The organism is Spirochaeta isovalerica (genome assembly GCF_014207565.1).
Classification (GTDB): Bacteria; Spirochaetota; Spirochaetia; order DSM-2461; family DSM-2461; genus Spirochaeta_F; species Spirochaeta_F isovalerica.
This window is the reverse complement of record NZ_JACHGJ010000009.1, coordinates 72,449-88,095: the sequence shown is the minus strand read 5'-3', so window position 1 is coordinate 88,095 and position 15,647 is coordinate 72,449. Positions and strand designations below refer to the sequence as shown.

Annotated in this window: 14 protein-coding genes; 7 read left to right on the top strand and 7 right to left on the bottom strand. The window is 45.1% G+C overall.

What is annotated here, in order from left to right; translation table 11 throughout:
• Positions 1 to 12 precede the first annotated feature (12 nt).
• Complete coding sequence (locus HNR50_RS18545; protein WP_184748296.1) at positions 13 to 2,388, top strand: PAS domain-containing hybrid sensor histidine kinase/response regulator; 2,376 nt, start codon at positions 13 to 15, stop codon at positions 2,386 to 2,388.
• 34 nt (positions 2,389 to 2,422) lie between these two features.
• Here the strand turns inward: HNR50_RS18545 and thrH are convergent, their stop codons facing one another.
• Complete coding sequence (gene thrH / locus HNR50_RS18540; protein WP_184748295.1) at positions 2,423 to 3,025, bottom strand: bifunctional phosphoserine phosphatase/homoserine phosphotransferase ThrH; 603 nt, start codon at positions 3,023 to 3,025, stop codon at positions 2,423 to 2,425.
• Between the two features lie 151 nt (positions 3,026 to 3,176).
• Here thrH and HNR50_RS18535 point away from each other — a divergent pair, with 151 nt between their 5' ends.
• The 3 genes from HNR50_RS18535 (at position 3,177) to HNR50_RS18525 (ending at position 6,616) form a co-directional block, all read left to right on the top strand.
• Positions 3,177 to 3,572, top strand: a complete 396-nt coding sequence (locus HNR50_RS18535; protein WP_184748294.1) for a hypothetical protein — start codon at positions 3,177 to 3,179, stop codon at positions 3,570 to 3,572.
• 232 nt (positions 3,573 to 3,804) lie between these two features.
• The gene (gene fusA / locus HNR50_RS18530) at positions 3,805 to 5,889 is read left to right on the top strand and encodes an elongation factor G (protein WP_184748293.1); all 2,085 of its coding nucleotides are present in this window, start codon (positions 3,805 to 3,807) and stop codon (positions 5,887 to 5,889) included.
• A gap of 25 nt (positions 5,890 to 5,914) precedes the next feature.
• Complete coding sequence (locus HNR50_RS18525) at positions 5,915 to 6,616, top strand: DnaB-like helicase C-terminal domain-containing protein (protein WP_184748292.1); 702 nt, start codon at positions 5,915 to 5,917, stop codon at positions 6,614 to 6,616.
• A 54-nt stretch (positions 6,617 to 6,670) separates the two neighbouring features.
• Here HNR50_RS18525 and HNR50_RS18520 read toward each other — a convergent pair whose 3' ends face one another.
• The 4 genes from HNR50_RS18520 to HNR50_RS18505 form a co-directional block, all read right to left on the bottom strand.
• A complete protein-coding gene (locus tag HNR50_RS18520; protein WP_184748291.1) occupies positions 6,671 to 7,495 on the bottom strand; it encodes a PTS sugar transporter subunit IIA in 825 nt (274 codons plus the stop codon).
• A gap of 67 nt (positions 7,496 to 7,562) precedes the next feature.
• Positions 7,563 to 8,813, bottom strand: a complete 1,251-nt coding sequence (locus HNR50_RS18515; RefSeq protein WP_184748290.1) for a cation:proton antiporter — start codon at positions 8,811 to 8,813, stop codon at positions 7,563 to 7,565.
• Positions 8,814 to 8,859: 46 nt separating this feature from the next.
• Positions 8,860 to 9,222, bottom strand: a complete 363-nt coding sequence (locus HNR50_RS18510; RefSeq protein WP_184748289.1) for a hypothetical protein — start codon at positions 9,220 to 9,222, stop codon at positions 8,860 to 8,862.
• 49 nt (positions 9,223 to 9,271) lie between these two features.
• Positions 9,272 to 9,499, bottom strand: coding sequence for a DUF1456 family protein (locus tag HNR50_RS18505; protein ID WP_184748288.1), 228 nt, complete (start codon positions 9,497 to 9,499; stop codon positions 9,272 to 9,274).
• A 111-nt stretch (positions 9,500 to 9,610) separates the two neighbouring features.
• Between HNR50_RS18505 and HNR50_RS18500 the strand changes: the two genes are divergently transcribed.
• Both HNR50_RS18500 and HNR50_RS18495 read left to right on the top strand, forming a co-directional pair.
• The gene (locus HNR50_RS18500) at positions 9,611 to 10,072 is read left to right on the top strand and encodes a hypothetical protein (protein WP_184748287.1); all 462 of its coding nucleotides are present in this window, start codon (positions 9,611 to 9,613) and stop codon (positions 10,070 to 10,072) included.
• Between the two features lie 94 nt (positions 10,073 to 10,166).
• A complete protein-coding gene (locus HNR50_RS18495; RefSeq protein ID WP_184748286.1) occupies positions 10,167 to 10,367 on the top strand; it encodes a hypothetical protein in 201 nt (66 codons plus the stop codon).
• A gap of 44 nt (positions 10,368 to 10,411) precedes the next feature.
• Here HNR50_RS18495 and HNR50_RS18490 read toward each other — a convergent pair whose 3' ends face one another.
• Positions 10,412 to 11,416 (bottom strand): DNA phosphorothioation-associated putative methyltransferase, encoded by a 1,005-nt coding sequence (locus HNR50_RS18490; RefSeq protein WP_184748285.1) that lies wholly within the window; start codon positions 11,414 to 11,416, stop codon positions 10,412 to 10,414.
• Positions 11,417 to 11,909: 493 nt separating this feature from the next.
• Positions 11,910 to 12,137, bottom strand: coding sequence for a hypothetical protein (locus HNR50_RS18485; protein ID WP_184748284.1), 228 nt, complete (start codon positions 12,135 to 12,137; stop codon positions 11,910 to 11,912).
• 75 nt (positions 12,138 to 12,212) lie between these two features.
• Between HNR50_RS18485 and HNR50_RS18480 the strand changes: the two genes are divergently transcribed.
• Positions 12,213 to 15,647: an exodeoxyribonuclease V subunit gamma gene (locus HNR50_RS18480; protein ID WP_184748283.1), complete on the top strand. Its 3,435-nt coding sequence runs from the start codon at positions 12,213 to 12,215 to the stop codon at positions 15,645 to 15,647.

Sequence of the window (15,647 nt, the reverse complement as noted above, 5' to 3'; positions counted from 1 at the left end):
CCGGAGACGTAAATGGATATATTCAGCCGACTGTTCGAACAGTCCCCCATGGGGATGGTTCTTCTGGACAAAGAGGGAAAAGTTCTCAAATACAACAGCAGCTTCAAAGAGATGGTCGGCTATAGCGATGAGAATATGGAGGCCAGTTACTTTTCCGATTTCATGCCATCGGAAGATGTGGATGACTGGAGTTTCGCTATCTCCAATTTCATAATGACCGGATTCAGTACAACCAAACTGACAACCCGATTCAGAAACGGGGATCAGGAAGACCGGTGGTGGAAGCTGGAGCTGGCGCTGATTCAGGACAAGGGCGAAGATCTGATCTACATTATCGCCGATGATGTGACAGACCGGAAATCCAATGAAAAAAAACTGATACAGTCAAGAATCGCCGCGGAAAACGCCACGAAAGTCAAATCGGAATTTCTGGCTAATATGAGCCATGAGATCCGGACGCCTATTCACACGATCATCGGTATGTCGGAGCTGCTTCATGAAACGCATCTTGATGCGGAACAGCTCGATTACGGAAATCAGATCCGCTTTTCAGCCGATGTTCTCCTCTCGTTAATAAATGATATTCTCGATTTTTCCAAAATCGAAGCGGGAAAACTCTCTCTGGAAACCACGGAAATCAATCTGGTCGAGCTGGTGGAGAAAGCTGTTGATCTGGTAACACTTGAAGCCAACAAGCGGGGAGTGGAAGTCGGGTTGTTTGTGGAGCAGGGAGTTCCGGAATTCGTCTACGGGGATCCGGTCCGACTGAGACAGGTTGTGCTCAATCTCTTTAACAACGCCGTGAAATTCACATCTCGCGGTGAAATCGTTGTCGCCATTCATAAGGAAAGAGAGGACAATGCGTCAGTCCGCCTCCGTTTTGCCGTCGTTGATACGGGGATAGGTATCTCCGAAGAGAATCAGAAAAAGCTGTTTCAGGCTTTTCAGCAGGCTGACCGGTCGACCACCAGAAAATTCGGCGGTACCGGATTGGGGCTGGCGATTTCAAGAAACCTCGTATCCCTTATGGGGGGAAGTCTTAAAGTCCGAAGTCAATTCGGCAGAGGTTCGACTTTTTACTTTTCCATCACCATGAAAAAAGGTAGAAAAAATATTCAGCCCTACAACCATGTCTCATCGGATCATTTTAAAGGGGTTTCGATTCTGCTCATCGACGACAACAGAAAAGTGCGGACTCTGACGAAAACCTATCTGACTGACTGGGGTTGTATTGTAGACGAAGGCGAAAACGGCCCTCAGGCTCTGAAAATGCTGGAGAAAAAACTCGATGAAGGGTCTCCCTATTCGCTTTGTATTATCGACCAGACCATGCACGGAATGGATGGATGGCAACTGGCCAGTGAAATCAATGCCAGTCAGAATTTTCTCGAAACAGGACTTATTCTCATGACCCAGAAGGGGGGGGGATCGGTTGAAGCCAAAATGAAACTTCTGGGCTGGTTCGACGAGTATATTCAGAAGCCTTTGAAAAAAGACGATCTTTTCAACAAGATAAACAAAGTCCTGAACGAAGAGGATTATGAAGACAGTTCCGTCGATGAGATCGGCGAGCTCGAAGAACTTGAGGAAGCAGTTCCCTCTCTTTACGGTGGAAAGAAAGAGACTGCTGTCCCGACAAAAAAAGATAATGTGAAAATTCTTGTTGTCGAAGACCACCCGGTTAATCAGCAGCTATTTAAAACAATTCTCAAAAAAATCGGATTTCACTCCGACACCGCGTCCAACGGGCTCGAAGCTGTTCAGGCTGTTGAAAAAACCGATTACGATCTGATTTTTATGGACTGCCAGATGCCGGTTATGAACGGTTATGAGGCGACGAGGAAGATCCGCGAAATGAAAGTTGAAGTTCCTGTTATTGCCGTAACGGCCAGCGCAACCACTGGAGAATATGAGAAGTGTATCGAATCGGGAATGACAGATTTTCTCACCAAGCCGTTCAAGAAAGGCGATCTTATTCCCGTTCTGGAGAAGTGGCTCGCAGGTCGAAATGAAAACCCGGCAGAGAAGTCGGTCGAAGTTAGTGGCATCTCTCCCGATATTTTTGATCTCGATGATGCGGTCAATACGTTTATGGGAGACCGCGACATTGTCATTGACCTTCTGGAGACTCAGATAACAAAAATGGAAAGCCAGCTGGAAGAGCTTCTGAATCTCGATCTTGAAAAGGATTCCGAGAAAGTGAGAGGTATCGGGCACTCCATAAAGGGAAGCTGCCGAAACCTTTCGATGGCCAGGCTGGGAAACTGGGGCGAAATGCTTGAATTCGGCGGACGGGATATCAATCCCGAACAGATGCGGGAGGGGCTGGAGAAGTTCAGACTGGGACTGGCGGAACTGAAAATTGCGGTAGAATCTCTACTGCACTGATTCGCCTTGCTTCAGATCTTTTTTCTGATCTTCCTTATTTGTGGAACTCCCGGATGGACGACATGAGGCCTTCATAGGTTTTGTGATTTTTCAAATGGGGAAAATCATCGAGTATCCGGTCCGGGGCTCTGAAAAGGGCTCCGCCGTCAGCGCTCTGTATCATCGCCAGGTCGTTATAGGAATCTCCCGCAGCAAAAACCCGGCAGCCGGCATGTTTGAAGCCTTCGACAGAGAATTTCTTACCGTTTTCCTTTCTCAGCTTAAAATCGCGGATCATGCCCTTTCCGTCGACAATGAGGGAATTGCAGAACAGCGTGGGGTACTTGAGCTTTTTCATAAGAGGCGCGGCGAACTCCTCGAAGGTATCGGAAAGGATTATGATTTGTGTGAATGACCGCACTTCGTCGAGAAATTCCAAAGCTCCTTCCAGAGGATCCATCGTATCGATTACATTTTGAATATCTTTCAGAGTAAATCCTTCTCTGGCGAGAATATCAATGCGGCCTTTCATCAGCACATTGTAATCCGGTTCGTCGCGAGTCGTTTTTTTCAACTCATCGAGTCCGGTTTTTTCGGCAAAGTTGATCCATATTTCCGGGACCAGTACTCCTTCCAGATCAAGACATACTAAATTCATTATAAAGCTCCTTGGAACATAGAGAGGCGGGCAGAATAAAAGGAACTTTCTGTCTGCCTGAGTTTTATCATTTGTATCCTTAAAACATCTATTCTTCAATTACTATTTTAAAAGTGATGTTTTTCCCTATAATTAATGAATGGAGGTTCTTATGAACAAGGGTATATGCATATTAATATTCACACTGTTTTTTTTGCCCCTTTTTACGGCTGCCGCTGAAATGATCGAACCGGGAGACTGGTTTCAGACGTCGTCAACAGCGGGTGACGCTCCCGATGTGGTTATGTCCATTGTCGAAGTAACTCCCCACATTATTCAGCTCGATTCCAATAACGGATGGGTCGGTTTCGCCTATTATAATGAAACGGAAGATGAGTACTCGGGATTTTTTGAACTTCTGAAGGATACGGGAGAGCAGAAAAAGGGATGGACCAACCAGGTTTTCAGAATCCGCATGGTACAGGATCACAAAACACTGGTTCTCGAAGGAAAAAATCCCTCAGACGAACGTTTTACCGCTACATTCCGACTCAGAAAGGATTTCTAATAGAATTTTTATTATGTGTCCTATTTCTCTGATTGGCAAGGAATTATTTTGTGATCTGACCATCTGCAGGTATTGATGAAGAAAAAGGCTTTCTATATACTGGCAAGCTGAAATTACACATGTGAACTGTTCGCCGGCTCACAGTATTATTTCAGACCGGGCCAACCGGTCCTCAAGTGTTAATAATCCTCACAGATTATTCATTAATTTTTTGTAAGAGGTTACGAATCATATGGCTAAAGATATCGCTAAAATGCGTAATATCGGTATCAGCGCTCACATCGACTCAGGTAAGACAACCCTGACAGAGCGTATTTTGTTTTTTTGTAATAGAATTCATGCTATCCATGAAGTTAGAGGTAAAGACGGAGTCGGTGCGACCATGGACTCCATGGAGCTGGAGAAAGAAAGAGGTATTACGATTGCCTCCGCTGCGACAAATGTTCAGTGGAAGAATATCGATATCAACATCATCGACACTCCGGGACACGTTGACTTTACAATCGAGGTTGAAAGAGCTCTCCGCGTACTGGACGGAGCTATCCTCGTACTCTGTTCCGTCGCCGGCGTACAGTCTCAGTCCATTACTGTAGACAGACAGCTCAAGCGGTATAACGTTCCCCGCGTCGCATTCGTTAACAAATGCGACCGTACCGGCGCGAACCCCTACAGAGTTGCCGATCAGCTGAGAGAAAAGCTGAACCTCAACTCCGTTATGATGCAGGTTCCCATAGGTCTGGAAGAAAAACACGAAGGTGTTGTCGACCTGATCACTATGGAAGCACTTTATTTCGACGGAGATGAAAACTACGCTGTCAGAAAGGCTGAAATTCCTTCTGAGCTCCAGGCTGAAGCGGAAGAGAAGAGAGAGATCATGCTCGACGCTCTTTCCATGTTTGACGAAGAGCTTATGGAACTGATGATGGAAGAAGCGGACATCCCCGTCGAGGTAATCAACAGGGCTGTGAGAAAAGGTACGCTTGATCTCGAACTCTGTCCCGTTTTCCTCGGTTCCGCCTATAAGAACAAAGGTGTTCAGCCCCTGCTCGATGCGGTTGAGAATTATCTCCCCTGCCCGACAGACATCGAAAACAAAGCTCTCGACCTCGACAATGATGAGGCTGAGGTTATTCTCGAAGCTGACAACGGCAAAGCTCCCGTCGCTCTCGCCTTCAAACTGGAAGACGGACAGTACGGCCAGCTCACTTATATCAGAATTTATCAGGGTGAAGTCAAAAAAGGATCGGAACTCTACAACATTAGAAGCAAGAAGAAATTCAAAGTCGGAAGACTTGTCAGAATGCACTCCAATAATATGGAAGACATTACGGAAGCGGGAGCGGGAGATATCGTCGCTCTTTTCGGTATCGAATGTGCTTCCGGGGACACTTTCGTTCAGAACGGCATGAATCTCTCCATGACTTCCATGTTCGTTCCCGAGCCTGTTATCTCCCTGTCCATCGAGCCCAAAGACAAAAAAGCTTCGGACAAGATGGCGAAAGCTCTCAACAGATTCACCAAAGAGGACCCGACTTTCAGAACCTATGTCGACGAAGAGTCCAACCAGACTATCGTTCAGGGTATGGGTGAGCTTCACCTCGAAGTTTATATCGAGAGAATGAAGAGAGAGTACGGTGCCGAAGTAACAACCGGTGCACCTCAGGTAGCTTATAGAGAGGCTATTTCCAGCTCTGTTGACTTCAACTACACACACAAGAAACAGACTGGTGGTTCCGGTCAGTACGCCCGTGTCGCCGGTAGAATGGAGCCCATGGAAGAGGGTGAATACGAATTTGTCAGCGAAATCAAAGGTGGTGTTATTCCCACGGAATATATCCCCTCATGTGATAAAGGTTTCCAGTCCGCTCTGGACAAGGGATCTCTGATCGGTCACCCGATCGTCGGTGTAAAAATGACTATCAACGATGGTCAGTACCATGCTGTCGACTCTTCGGACCAGGCATTCCAGACTGCGGCGAGAGCGGCATTCAGAGAAGCCTATATGAAAGCGAAACCGGTCATCCTTGAACCGATTATGAAAGTTTCTGTTGAAGGTCCTTCTGAATTCCAGGGAAATATCTTTGGAAGTATCAACCAGCGTCGTGGTATAATTATAGGGTCAACTGAAGAGGGTGCAATGTGTACCGTGGAAGCGGAAGTTCCTCTCAGTGAGATGTTCGGTTATTCTACTGTTCTTCGTTCGTCCACTCAGGGTAAAGCTGAGTTCACCATGGAGTTCGCAAAGTACAGCAAAGTTCCGACAAGTATTTCCGAAGAGCTTGTAAAAGCCTTCCAGGAAAAGAACAAAAACAAATAAGCTTTCACGATCAAGGAGTTCAGAAATGGTAAAAGAAGAGCTGACTAAAAACAGTCCCCTGCGAATCCTCGAGAAGGCGACACATGGTGGTCTCGGTAAGGGAAACATCGCTGTAATCGCCTCCAGGAGAGGTATTGGCAAAACAGCCTGTCTGGTTCATATCGCCACCGATAAGCTGATGAGGGACAAACACGTAATTCACGTATCCTTTTCTTCCAGAACGGATCATATTCTCGACTGGTATGAAGATATATTCAGAGAAATCTCTCAGAAGAGAGACCTCGAAAACGCTATGGAAGTTCACGACGAGCTGGTTAAAAACAGAGTTATCATGAATTTCAACCAGGATGGCGTTAGCATGGATCAGGTTCTCAACAGCGTTAAAGCTATGATTGAGAACGGACAGAAAGGCACCGACGCCATTGTTGTCGACGGTTACGATTTCACAAAAAACAACGACGGCAATGTTATTGCAAAAGTAAAAAACTTTGCTAAAGAGATGGACCTGGAAATATGGTTCACAGACTCTTATGAAGGCGAAGTCGTTCAGGAAGGGGCTATCCCCAGCAACCTGAAATGCTGTGAAGAAAACCTTTCTGTCATCATGGTTCTGAAAAACGAAGGGGATGTTATGAACCTCAACCTCGTTAAGGATCATGGAAATGAGATTAAAGAGGACCTTTCTCTTATTCTCGACTCTAAAACTCTGCTGATCGCAAGAAAATAATTCATTAACAGAATAAAAAAGCTGCTGTTCCGTTTACCGGACAGCAGCTTTTTTTTACATCATTTTCATTGTTCCTTTGTAAAAGGATATGTCTGTTGTCAGAATCATGGCGCCTTCTTTTTTATCGAGATCGCCGGTTATTTCCTCGATTCCTCTGACGATCTCCGCTTCCTTGTTTTCAGGAATGAGAACGAAGATGGTTTTGCTGTGGTTCTTCTTTTCATTCATAAAGCCGATAAATGTGGCAAACAGCGGAATGCTCGAAATGTATTCACCCATTCCAGAAGAATCCATAATCGTCGCGCCTTCAATTCCTTCCTGTATGAAATATTCCAGAATGTGGTAAAGGAATTCGTCGAGGTACAAAACCAGAATCATCAGCTTCATTTTCCGCTTCTCGCTGGTTTTCTCCTCTTTTTCCATTGTGTATTTCAGGAAGGTTTCAACAAGAACAGATTCCGTTGTGGCTCCCAGCAGTTCTTTTTTGACCCTCTCCTGCGACATGGCTCTTGATATGGAAGCGAGAATCTGAAGGTGTTCATTTACCGCTTCCTCCGGTCCGAGAATCACGAACAAAAGACGAACCTTTTTTTTATCAAGAGAATCGAAATCAACCCCTTTCCTGTCGGTTACGATAAACAGAAGAAATTCTTCCATCCCTTTGATCCGCGCATGGGGAATGGCTATTTCGCCACCGAAACCCGTAGAGCCCTGGCTTTCCCTCTCTTTTATCTTTTTATAAACTTCCTCTTCGGAAATATTATCGAGTTTAATGCTTTTAACAGCCAGTTTGGCGAGCTTTCTGAGAACATCGTCTTTAGTCTTCGCTTTTATTCCGCAGCTGCAGCTTTTTACATCTGTAATATGAATAAGGTCCATCACTCCTCCTTAACGCTTACGCTTGTGACTGATGCCGGGTCCCGACGCTTTGCGTCCCCCGTCATCATCACTCCTCCTCCATAGCATGTATGATTGCAAATTTAGATAGGGGTGGTCCGGTCAGTTCGTTGAAAAAGACTGAGAGCAGTACAATATTGACCATCAGGGAAATTGTGGCCTGTTCCGCTTCAGGGAGAGCCAGTATCACAGGGGAAGTCTGAATCATCAATACGAGACCGATCGCCACGCCGGCCTGGGGAAGCATGCAGAAGCCCAGATATTTTCTGATGTTGTGAGCTGAACCCGCAGCCCTTGCTCCAAGGTTTATTCCTGAATATTTGGCTATGGCTCGAGAAACTATGAAAACGGCTCCTAAAAGGAGAATTTCCTTTTTCATCAGAGCCGAGGGATTCAGTTCTGTACCGGCTATTATAAAGAAAAGAGCATACACGGGGGGAGACAGCGGTTCCAGAGTCCGGAAAATTCTGTGATTTCTGGGAGATATATTTATCAGGACAGCCCCGGCGGCCATATTGGATAAAAGGGGAGATAAGTGAAAGAAAAGGGCCAGAGCTGTTTCAAGAAGGACGAGAGCCAGGGTCAAAATAAGGATTTCGCCTGTATTGGTATGCTTTCTTGTCGATTTATGTATAAAAAAACCGAAAAGAGCTCCGAGAAGGAGAGAAAAAACAATTTCAGTAAAAGCGTGAAAAATAAGTAGACTCGCGCCGTGTCCCGATGCGGCTTCCCGGGGGGAAAGCATTCCCGTAGCAATTGCGAAAGAAACGCTGAAGACAATGACCGCTCCCGCATCGTCCATGGCAACTATACCGTATAGTCTGTCGATAAATCTTCCGTGAGCCCTCAGGGACTGCACAATGGCAACAGTCGCTGCCGGAGCTGTTGCGGTGGCAATGGCTCCCATTAGAAGGGCGAAGGGCAGTTCAAGTTTGAAAATAACAAGACTGATCGATACGACGGCATAAGTAAGCAATATCTGGAAGATCGTGAGAATCATCACTTCCCGCCCCATAACCTTCAGTTTGGAGAGGGAGAACTCTCCTCCTATGGTCAAGGCTATAAGAGCCAGGGCCACATCGGTAACGATTGTCAGCTCTGAATCATGGGGTATCATCTGAAAGACCGCATCACCCATGAGAAGCCCGGAAATAATATATCCTGTAATCTCCGGTAATTTAACTTTGTCGGCCAGTTTTCCAAGAAAATACCCGAAGACGAGAAGGAGGCCGATGATAAAAAGGGAATGCTGACTCAGCAGCTCCTTGAATTCAAAAAAATCCTCGATGATGAGATTCATGAATATAAGTTTAATCTCACCGGTGCGAATTGTAAAAGTATATTGATTACTTTTGCTTCAGCCAATTTCTGGCGTCGTTCAGGTCATTGAAGAAGAGAATGTGAAGGTCTGCGGCCTTTTTAACGATATCGGGATCAATTTCCTGTTCGAGCTGAACGCCGACTAATGCGGCAGCTTTGATATGGTCGAGATTGGAGGAAATGAATTCCCTGGTTATCTCAAAAAATTTGTGTGTGTAGGGTATGCCGGTGAAATCTATCAGCAGGAGCTGAGGACTTCCCTTTTTCTTTAAAAGTTCGGATGTGTGGTGAAGTATCTCCCGGAAAAAAATCTTATCATCCCTGTAATCTCTCAGGTTAAGAAAAACCATCTCTTTTCCGTCGGAGTGAATTTCTTTTAATCTCTCCATACCTTTCCCCCAGGGAAAATTTAATCAATGGGAGCGGGAATTTCAAATTTTATTGCTTAACGCCGGTGGATCTCTCCCTTTCTATCAATCCTTCCAGAAACTTTCTCAGCAGCTGGTCTCCGCAGGCTTTGTAGTTCCTGTGCCCTTTGTTGCGGAATATGGCGTTTATCTCGCTCTTCGATATGGTAAAGCCGACTTTGCCAAGCGTTTCAATTATATCGGTATCTTTCATGTTGAAGGCTATTCTTAATTTTTTAAAAATGTCATTATTGGTCATGAAATAACTTTACCACGGACGTTTGTGATTGAACAATGTCGCGGTTAGGCCGAAAATGAATTCAGGTGCTTTGTGATGGAACAGGATTTATTATATTCGCTCAGATTCAACTTGAATGAAAATACAAAAAATTTCGGAAATCTCTTTTCTTCCATTAATTTTTTTGCCGATTTGTACGGCCGTCTCGATCATCTTTTGATCGGCGCTCTTCCTTTGACTCTGGAATTTTCCCGCTCACTTAAAGATTTCGGTGATAATTCCTTTCTCTTTGTATTCAAGGACCATATTCTCTATCCGGATCAGTTCCCCCTGGGGTATCAGCCTGACAGCGACAAGGTTGAAACATGGATGACCAGGGGAAGACGTCTCTTTTCCTCATTTTTTCTTACTGGCGAAATCCCCTCTCCCGATGTCTTGAGAAGAGAGCTGGAAGCTCTCGGAGCGCAGTTGGATTTTGCCGATCTCATCAGTTACAGAACATTTCAGACCGATGAGCTGGAAAACATCCTTCTCGATTTCAGAAGTGCCGGAAAGTTCCTTGAATCGGAGAACGGCATTATTGTTTTCGAGTGATTATTTTTTTAAAAAAGTGGTTTTCTCTGGAAATTCCAGTATAAATTATACTATAAAGTTTTTGTTCGGTTATGTGCTCTAAAAGGAGGAGTTTATGAGTGATTTTGATTACGATGATCAAGATGACTTAATGTCTTTGGATGATCTGGATGACGAAGAAAATTCAGATTATTTTTCCGGCAGTGATGACTGGGGAGATTCTTACGACGATATGGATTCGGAAGCCTGGGACAGAGAGTACCGCGGTGATGATGTTTTGGAGGAACTGGAAGATGATCCCTGGGCTTTGTCATAATATATAAAAAAGCCCCGGAGTTTACCGGGGCCTATGCTGCTTAATCAGGCGCAGAAGCTGTTGAGTATCTCTTTGAGACTTCTGTTCTGTTCGATATGAATTCCATCCGGTTCATACCCTTTTTCCAGCAGATGATTGCTGAAATCCTTCCATTCCCCGTAGCGGCTGTTATGGGGGCTTACAAACCTTTCTTTAAAATAAACAACCTCCGGTTTTCTATGGCTCCGATGATCAAAATGGTCCATTTTCTGGCGGCTGAGATCTACTTTTATGCGGTCGTGCATTTCCGGCAGCAGCTTGTTTTCAAAGTCATCATAGAGATAGTAGGTTATTTTAGAAGACTTTTTATGGATTTTTATAATATCAGCGGAAGCCGGATCGCCGTAAAAGAAAGCGGAGCAGCCGATATAAACCCGAAGCGCCGGATCGAGCTCCTTGATAAGAGAGGTGTGAATCCAGAGAGCTTCATCATCCTGCATTCCCATTTCGGTCTTCTCGCACAGCTCTTTCACCTTTCCCGGTTGCCCCATAACAGCGAGGAGCTTCCGGCTTTCGGCAATAGCGCGGATATTGTTTCCCAGATGCCCGGTGACTTTATCTTTCAGAATCTGCGGCATGGATGATAGAACGCTTTCATTCTTGATTCTGGCAAGGGCCAGATAAACGAGAACATCTTCTTTTGTCTCGTCCTTGTCGCCGCAATGAATGTTAAACTGGAATATTTCAGCCAGATCACTGTCTTTAAAAAAGAAAAAGAGGCCGGGAGCCGCCGGTACGGCTGAGGTGTTCAGAGTATTGAAGAGAATCTTGTTCAGTCCCGTGCTTTTTATTTCTGTCGTGTAAACCAGCAGGAGTTTTCTCGTCTGGCTCCATCTTTTTTCCGCAGCTTTCAATACTTCTTCAGGATGATCGCGGAGATCCAGGCTGTCGATAGACATGGATGCGAAATCGTATGAACCGTCCTCGCTGTGATCGACTCCGTCAAATTCAATGTACGTATCAGTACTTTTCATCAGTTTGTATTCGAGTAAAAAATCTTTTTTATTCATTGTTAAATAGGGTTCCTCATTTCAGGCGTGAGTCATGATAATATCGAATTTGATTTCATGAATTCAAGAGAATTTCCGGGGAATTTGAATTTTATTTTTTTCAGAATTCCCTTGATTAATTCTCACTGTTCTGAATTCCCATTTCTGATAAATTAACATCTTATTCACAGCGCATCAGAGCAAAACTGTATAGGTTGTGGATAACTTGTTGAAAAGTTAGCTCTAGGCTCGAAATTCGGGGGTCTCAGGGAATTTATGGTTATCACCACTTCAGGTGATACTACACAAATATTAACATTTAGATAGAAAACTGGACAAAAAAGGGGTTTTTGAGGCTTTTTCGGGTTGAAAATCGAATTTTCAGATAGTTCGTTGTTTTTCTGAACTAAAGAGAAGAAATAGAAATTCAGTGAACAAATTCAGGTTAGGTTGTGGATAACTTGTGAATAATTCCGCTGAAAGGCCGAAATTCCGGCCTTTTCCTGTGGATTATTCATGAATCTTTCTCTTGATGAAAATAGTTATCAACAGCTGTCTGCCGCTTCTTTTTTTCAGGCTTTTCCGCTTTCGATGCGTAGCGTGTGGAAATGAGTAAATAGAGGAGTCCCACTGGTGCGATAATAGCCAGCGCAACGGCTGCGGCAAGCTGTCCCCACATAAATGCAGTGATGCCCGCAGAAAAGGAGATGATAATGAAAAGGACCAGCAGGATCGACTTCATAGTTTTACTATAATCCATCGCTATTGAAAAATCATCCTGCTTGTAGGGACGATTTTCATCGGCTATATTAGGTGTATGCCCGAGTATAGACTATTTCTCAGCAACGAGCTCAGATCATTTATTCGACAATATGGAGAGGTTCTTCGCGGAAGGGCTCTTTTCGGGGAGAAGGTTTTCCTTATCGTTCAAAACCGTAGTATGGGTGAATGGCTCAAGCTGGAACTGGCCGGGCGATACGGAGTGTCGGCCAATCTCAATATCGTTCTTCCGGAGAATGCCGTCCGAACCTTCATCCGGTCTTTCCCTCTCGGGCGGGAGATGCTCGAAGGAACAGGCGGCAGAGAAGAAAAAGCGGTTTTGTTTATGGATAATCTGAAAGTGATTGTCTATAAGAAACTGGAAGAGCTGCTTAGGACCGATCTTCCAGGAAGCGGATCCGGAAGCGGGCTCTTCAGAGAACTGGAAAACTATATAAAAGGGACCGGTTCGGGAGAAAAAGATTTCCAGACAATTAATAGCCTCAGGCTTTATCAGCTTTCGGACAGCATCGCCGGTCTTTTCTATTATTACGGTATGAACTGCCAGGCTTTGATTTCCTCCTGGGAGAAAGGCATTCCTTTTTTAAGCGTCGATCAGGATCCTGTCCTGCTGAAACACGAGAGATGGCAGATGGCTATCTGGAATGAACTTTTCTCCGGATCGAAGCCCTATATCCATTTAAGCAGTATTCTTTCTGCTATTGCAGAGGAGCGGGATGAGTTTGATGGAGATCCTGTACGGGTTATTCTCTTCGGCTCGACTTTTATGGGCGATTCGTCGCTCAGGTTTTTCAGGCATCTTTCGCAGTTTGTCCCTGTCGACCACTTCGCTTTGAGCCCGACGCTTTCCAGTGAGCCTTTTTCCATGCCTCTGCTGAAAAGCTGGGGCGCCCTGTATGAAGGATTTCGCAATCTGATGGATGAGTTGTCTTCCGGAACAGAACAAAAGATCCACAGAGAGTTTCCCCTGCCTGAAAAAAATACTCTTCTATCACATATTCAGGGTGATTTTCTGCTGAATAAAAGTCCTGATCTGAGAAGGCCTGTTCATCCTGATGACCGGAGTCTGACCGTGGTTTCAACAACTGGGCGATGGAGGGAAGTGGAGGCCCTGAAAAACAGAATCCTCTCATGCCTTGAGAGCGATCCGGAGCTTAAACTAACCGATATAGGTGTGCTGGCCCCAGATATCAATGAATATGCTCAGTATATCGAAGCCGTATTTCCCTCAGAAGACAGCGCCGCTCTTCCCTTCAACATTATCGATCTGAAAGGTGAGGGGGATTCTCCCTTCATCAGCGGATTTATGTCCTTGTTAAATCTTACCGGTGCCCGATTTACCAGAAAGGAACTGTTCTCTCTCTTTTCAAACAGGTGTTTTGCCGCTTCGCAGCGCATAGACTCTGCCGAATACGACAACTGGCTTAGCTTCTGTGATCAGCTCAATATCAAGTGGGCTGTAGACAGCGGGCATAAAAGGGAACTCGGTATTCATGGCACGGATTTCAATAGCTGGGAGCGGGGATTCGAAAGAATCCTGGAAGGATTGGCTCTCTCTGAAGCAGAAAAACCTTTTGATGCTCCTTTTTCCCTGATGAATGAAAGCGATGCCTATTCCGCGGGCAGGCTTATTCATATAATTCGCTCTCTTCATCGGGACCTGAATCTGCTTGCCGATATAAAGCTGCGTCTCGAAGAATGGGTTCTTGTCTGGGAAAGGATCATGGAGACATATCTGGCCGCCGCTGAAGATGATCCGGGCCGCGATGACAGTGACCGTCTCCGCCTCAAAGGCTGCTTCCGGGATATTCTCAATATGGTCAATGAGCTGGATAACCTTGAGGAGCTTTCCAACAGAAATTTCGATTTTTATATGTTCAAATCGCTTCTGACCGAGTTTATAAATAAGTCGGGAGGAAGCCGGGGCCGTTATCTGACACAGGGAATCAGCTGCGCTTCCCTGAAGCCGCTTAGAGCAGTCCCGTTTAAGGTCATTATGGTTCTCGGACTGAATGAAGAAGCCTTTCCCGCTTCTGATGACGCCCTCAGTTTTGACCTGAAAGATACGGACGAGGTTCAGAGTGTTATTTCAATCGATTTATCCCGCAGAACAAGTGATAAGTATTCTTTTCTCGAAGTATTTCTGTCGGCGGAAGATAAGGTTACCCTCTTTTATACGGGTAGGAATAATGTGGATAATGAAATTCTTCAGCCCTCATCGCTTATTTCCGAGCTGGCAGGTTATATAGACGACCACTTTTATATTGACGGGAAGGACAGTTGCTTTTCCGCCCTTGTTGAATGGGAAAAGCTTCAGCCTTTTGACAGGGAATATTTCTCCGGGCATCAGGAGCTTGTTTCCTATAGCCGTCGGGATTTTAAGCTTTCGGAGATCTATTACGGTATCCGGAAGATTGCTGATCCGGTTCGAATGATCGATTCACTTCCCCTTAATCAGGAGGAAACCGTCCTGGAGCTGACATTTTCCGATCTCCTTATGTTTCTGAAGAATCCTTTGAAAGTTTTTTACAATAAATCATGCGGTGTTTATATAGGTGAAAATGAACTACCCGAAGAGGATGCGGAAGAGAATGTTGAAGCCGATTTTTTCATTAACCGCTCATTTCTCGAGGAACTTCTTCATAGCGGGATAAGCGATGAAGGGGATGGTGAATCTATTGATGACAAACTGGAGGAATTTTCACGGATACAAAATGCCCGGGGCGAACAGATCGACAACGAACTGTCTGTTCCCTTTGTCGACAGGCTGAAAGAGAATACGGTAAATCTTCTCGAACAGATCCATAGTATCCCCTATCTGCTGAACAAACCGGAGCCTGTTGCTTTTACATTCGGAGATGAAACAAAACTGGAGGAGGGAATTCTCAGGTCTCCGGCAATCCGTCTGGAAAACAATATTGAGGTCCGGATAAAAGGAACGCTGCCTCCCCTCTATGTTTTTGAAAATCAGACATTTGTCTATGCCGGATTGTTCAACTCGGATAAAGCCAGGTTATCACACTTTTTCGTACCCTATCTCATTAGCGGTCTTCTTCCGGAAGATGTCATGAACAGTCATGATCTGAAGGCGTATCTTCTTTCGCCCAAAGGAAGGGAATCGGCAGTTTTTAATCAAAAAGAAGGCTTTCCCGACATGGCCGGTCTGATCGGCATATATCTGGATAATCAGCAAAGCCCGCTTCCTCTTTATCCTGAAATAGGGGAGGAAGCCGTCAAAAGATGGGATCAAATCGCTAACTCCGGATCGGTGTCATTCACAAGCGCCATTCGGGAAATATGGAACGATAAGATTTCTGCGATGGATAGGGGATTTTCTTTATTGAAAACATGTCCCTACAGAACCGCCGCTTATCCGGATCTACCGGATTTCGATGGGGATAGAATGTCCCGGTTCGTCGATCTTGTATATTGTTTTTTAAACAACACTCTTAAGAAGGGAAAGGGGAAATAA

Excerpts from the sequence above, each read along its gene's own strand:
- HNR50_RS18545 (WP_184748296.1), top strand. The coding sequence starts at position 13 with ATGGATATATTCAGCCGACTGTTCGAACAGTCCCCCATGGGGATGGTT.
- thrH (WP_184748295.1), bottom strand. The coding sequence starts at position 3,025 with ATGAATTTAGTATGTCTTGATCTGGAAGGAGTACTGGTCCCGGAAATA.
- HNR50_RS18535 (WP_184748294.1), top strand. The coding sequence starts at position 3,177 with ATGAACAAGGGTATATGCATATTAATATTCACACTGTTTTTTTTGCCC.
- fusA (WP_184748293.1), top strand. The coding sequence starts at position 3,805 with ATGGCTAAAGATATCGCTAAAATGCGTAATATCGGTATCAGCGCTCAC.
- HNR50_RS18525 (WP_184748292.1), top strand. The coding sequence starts at position 5,915 with ATGGTAAAAGAAGAGCTGACTAAAAACAGTCCCCTGCGAATCCTCGAG.
- HNR50_RS18520 (WP_184748291.1), bottom strand. The coding sequence starts at position 7,495 with ATGGACCTTATTCATATTACAGATGTAAAAAGCTGCAGCTGCGGAATA.
- HNR50_RS18515 (WP_184748290.1), bottom strand. The coding sequence starts at position 8,813 with ATGAATCTCATCATCGAGGATTTTTTTGAATTCAAGGAGCTGCTGAGT.
- HNR50_RS18510 (WP_184748289.1), bottom strand. The coding sequence starts at position 9,222 with ATGGAGAGATTAAAAGAAATTCACTCCGACGGAAAAGAGATGGTTTTT.
- HNR50_RS18505 (WP_184748288.1), bottom strand. The coding sequence starts at position 9,499 with ATGACCAATAATGACATTTTTAAAAAATTAAGAATAGCCTTCAACATG.
- HNR50_RS18495 (WP_184748286.1), top strand. The coding sequence starts at position 10,167 with ATGAGTGATTTTGATTACGATGATCAAGATGACTTAATGTCTTTGGAT.
- HNR50_RS18490 (WP_184748285.1), bottom strand. The coding sequence starts at position 11,416 with ATGAATAAAAAAGATTTTTTACTCGAATACAAACTGATGAAAAGTACT.
- HNR50_RS18485 (WP_184748284.1), bottom strand. The coding sequence starts at position 12,137 with ATGAAGTCGATCCTGCTGGTCCTTTTCATTATCATCTCCTTTTCTGCG.
- HNR50_RS18480 (WP_184748283.1), top strand. The coding sequence starts at position 12,213 with ATGCCCGAGTATAGACTATTTCTCAGCAACGAGCTCAGATCATTTATT.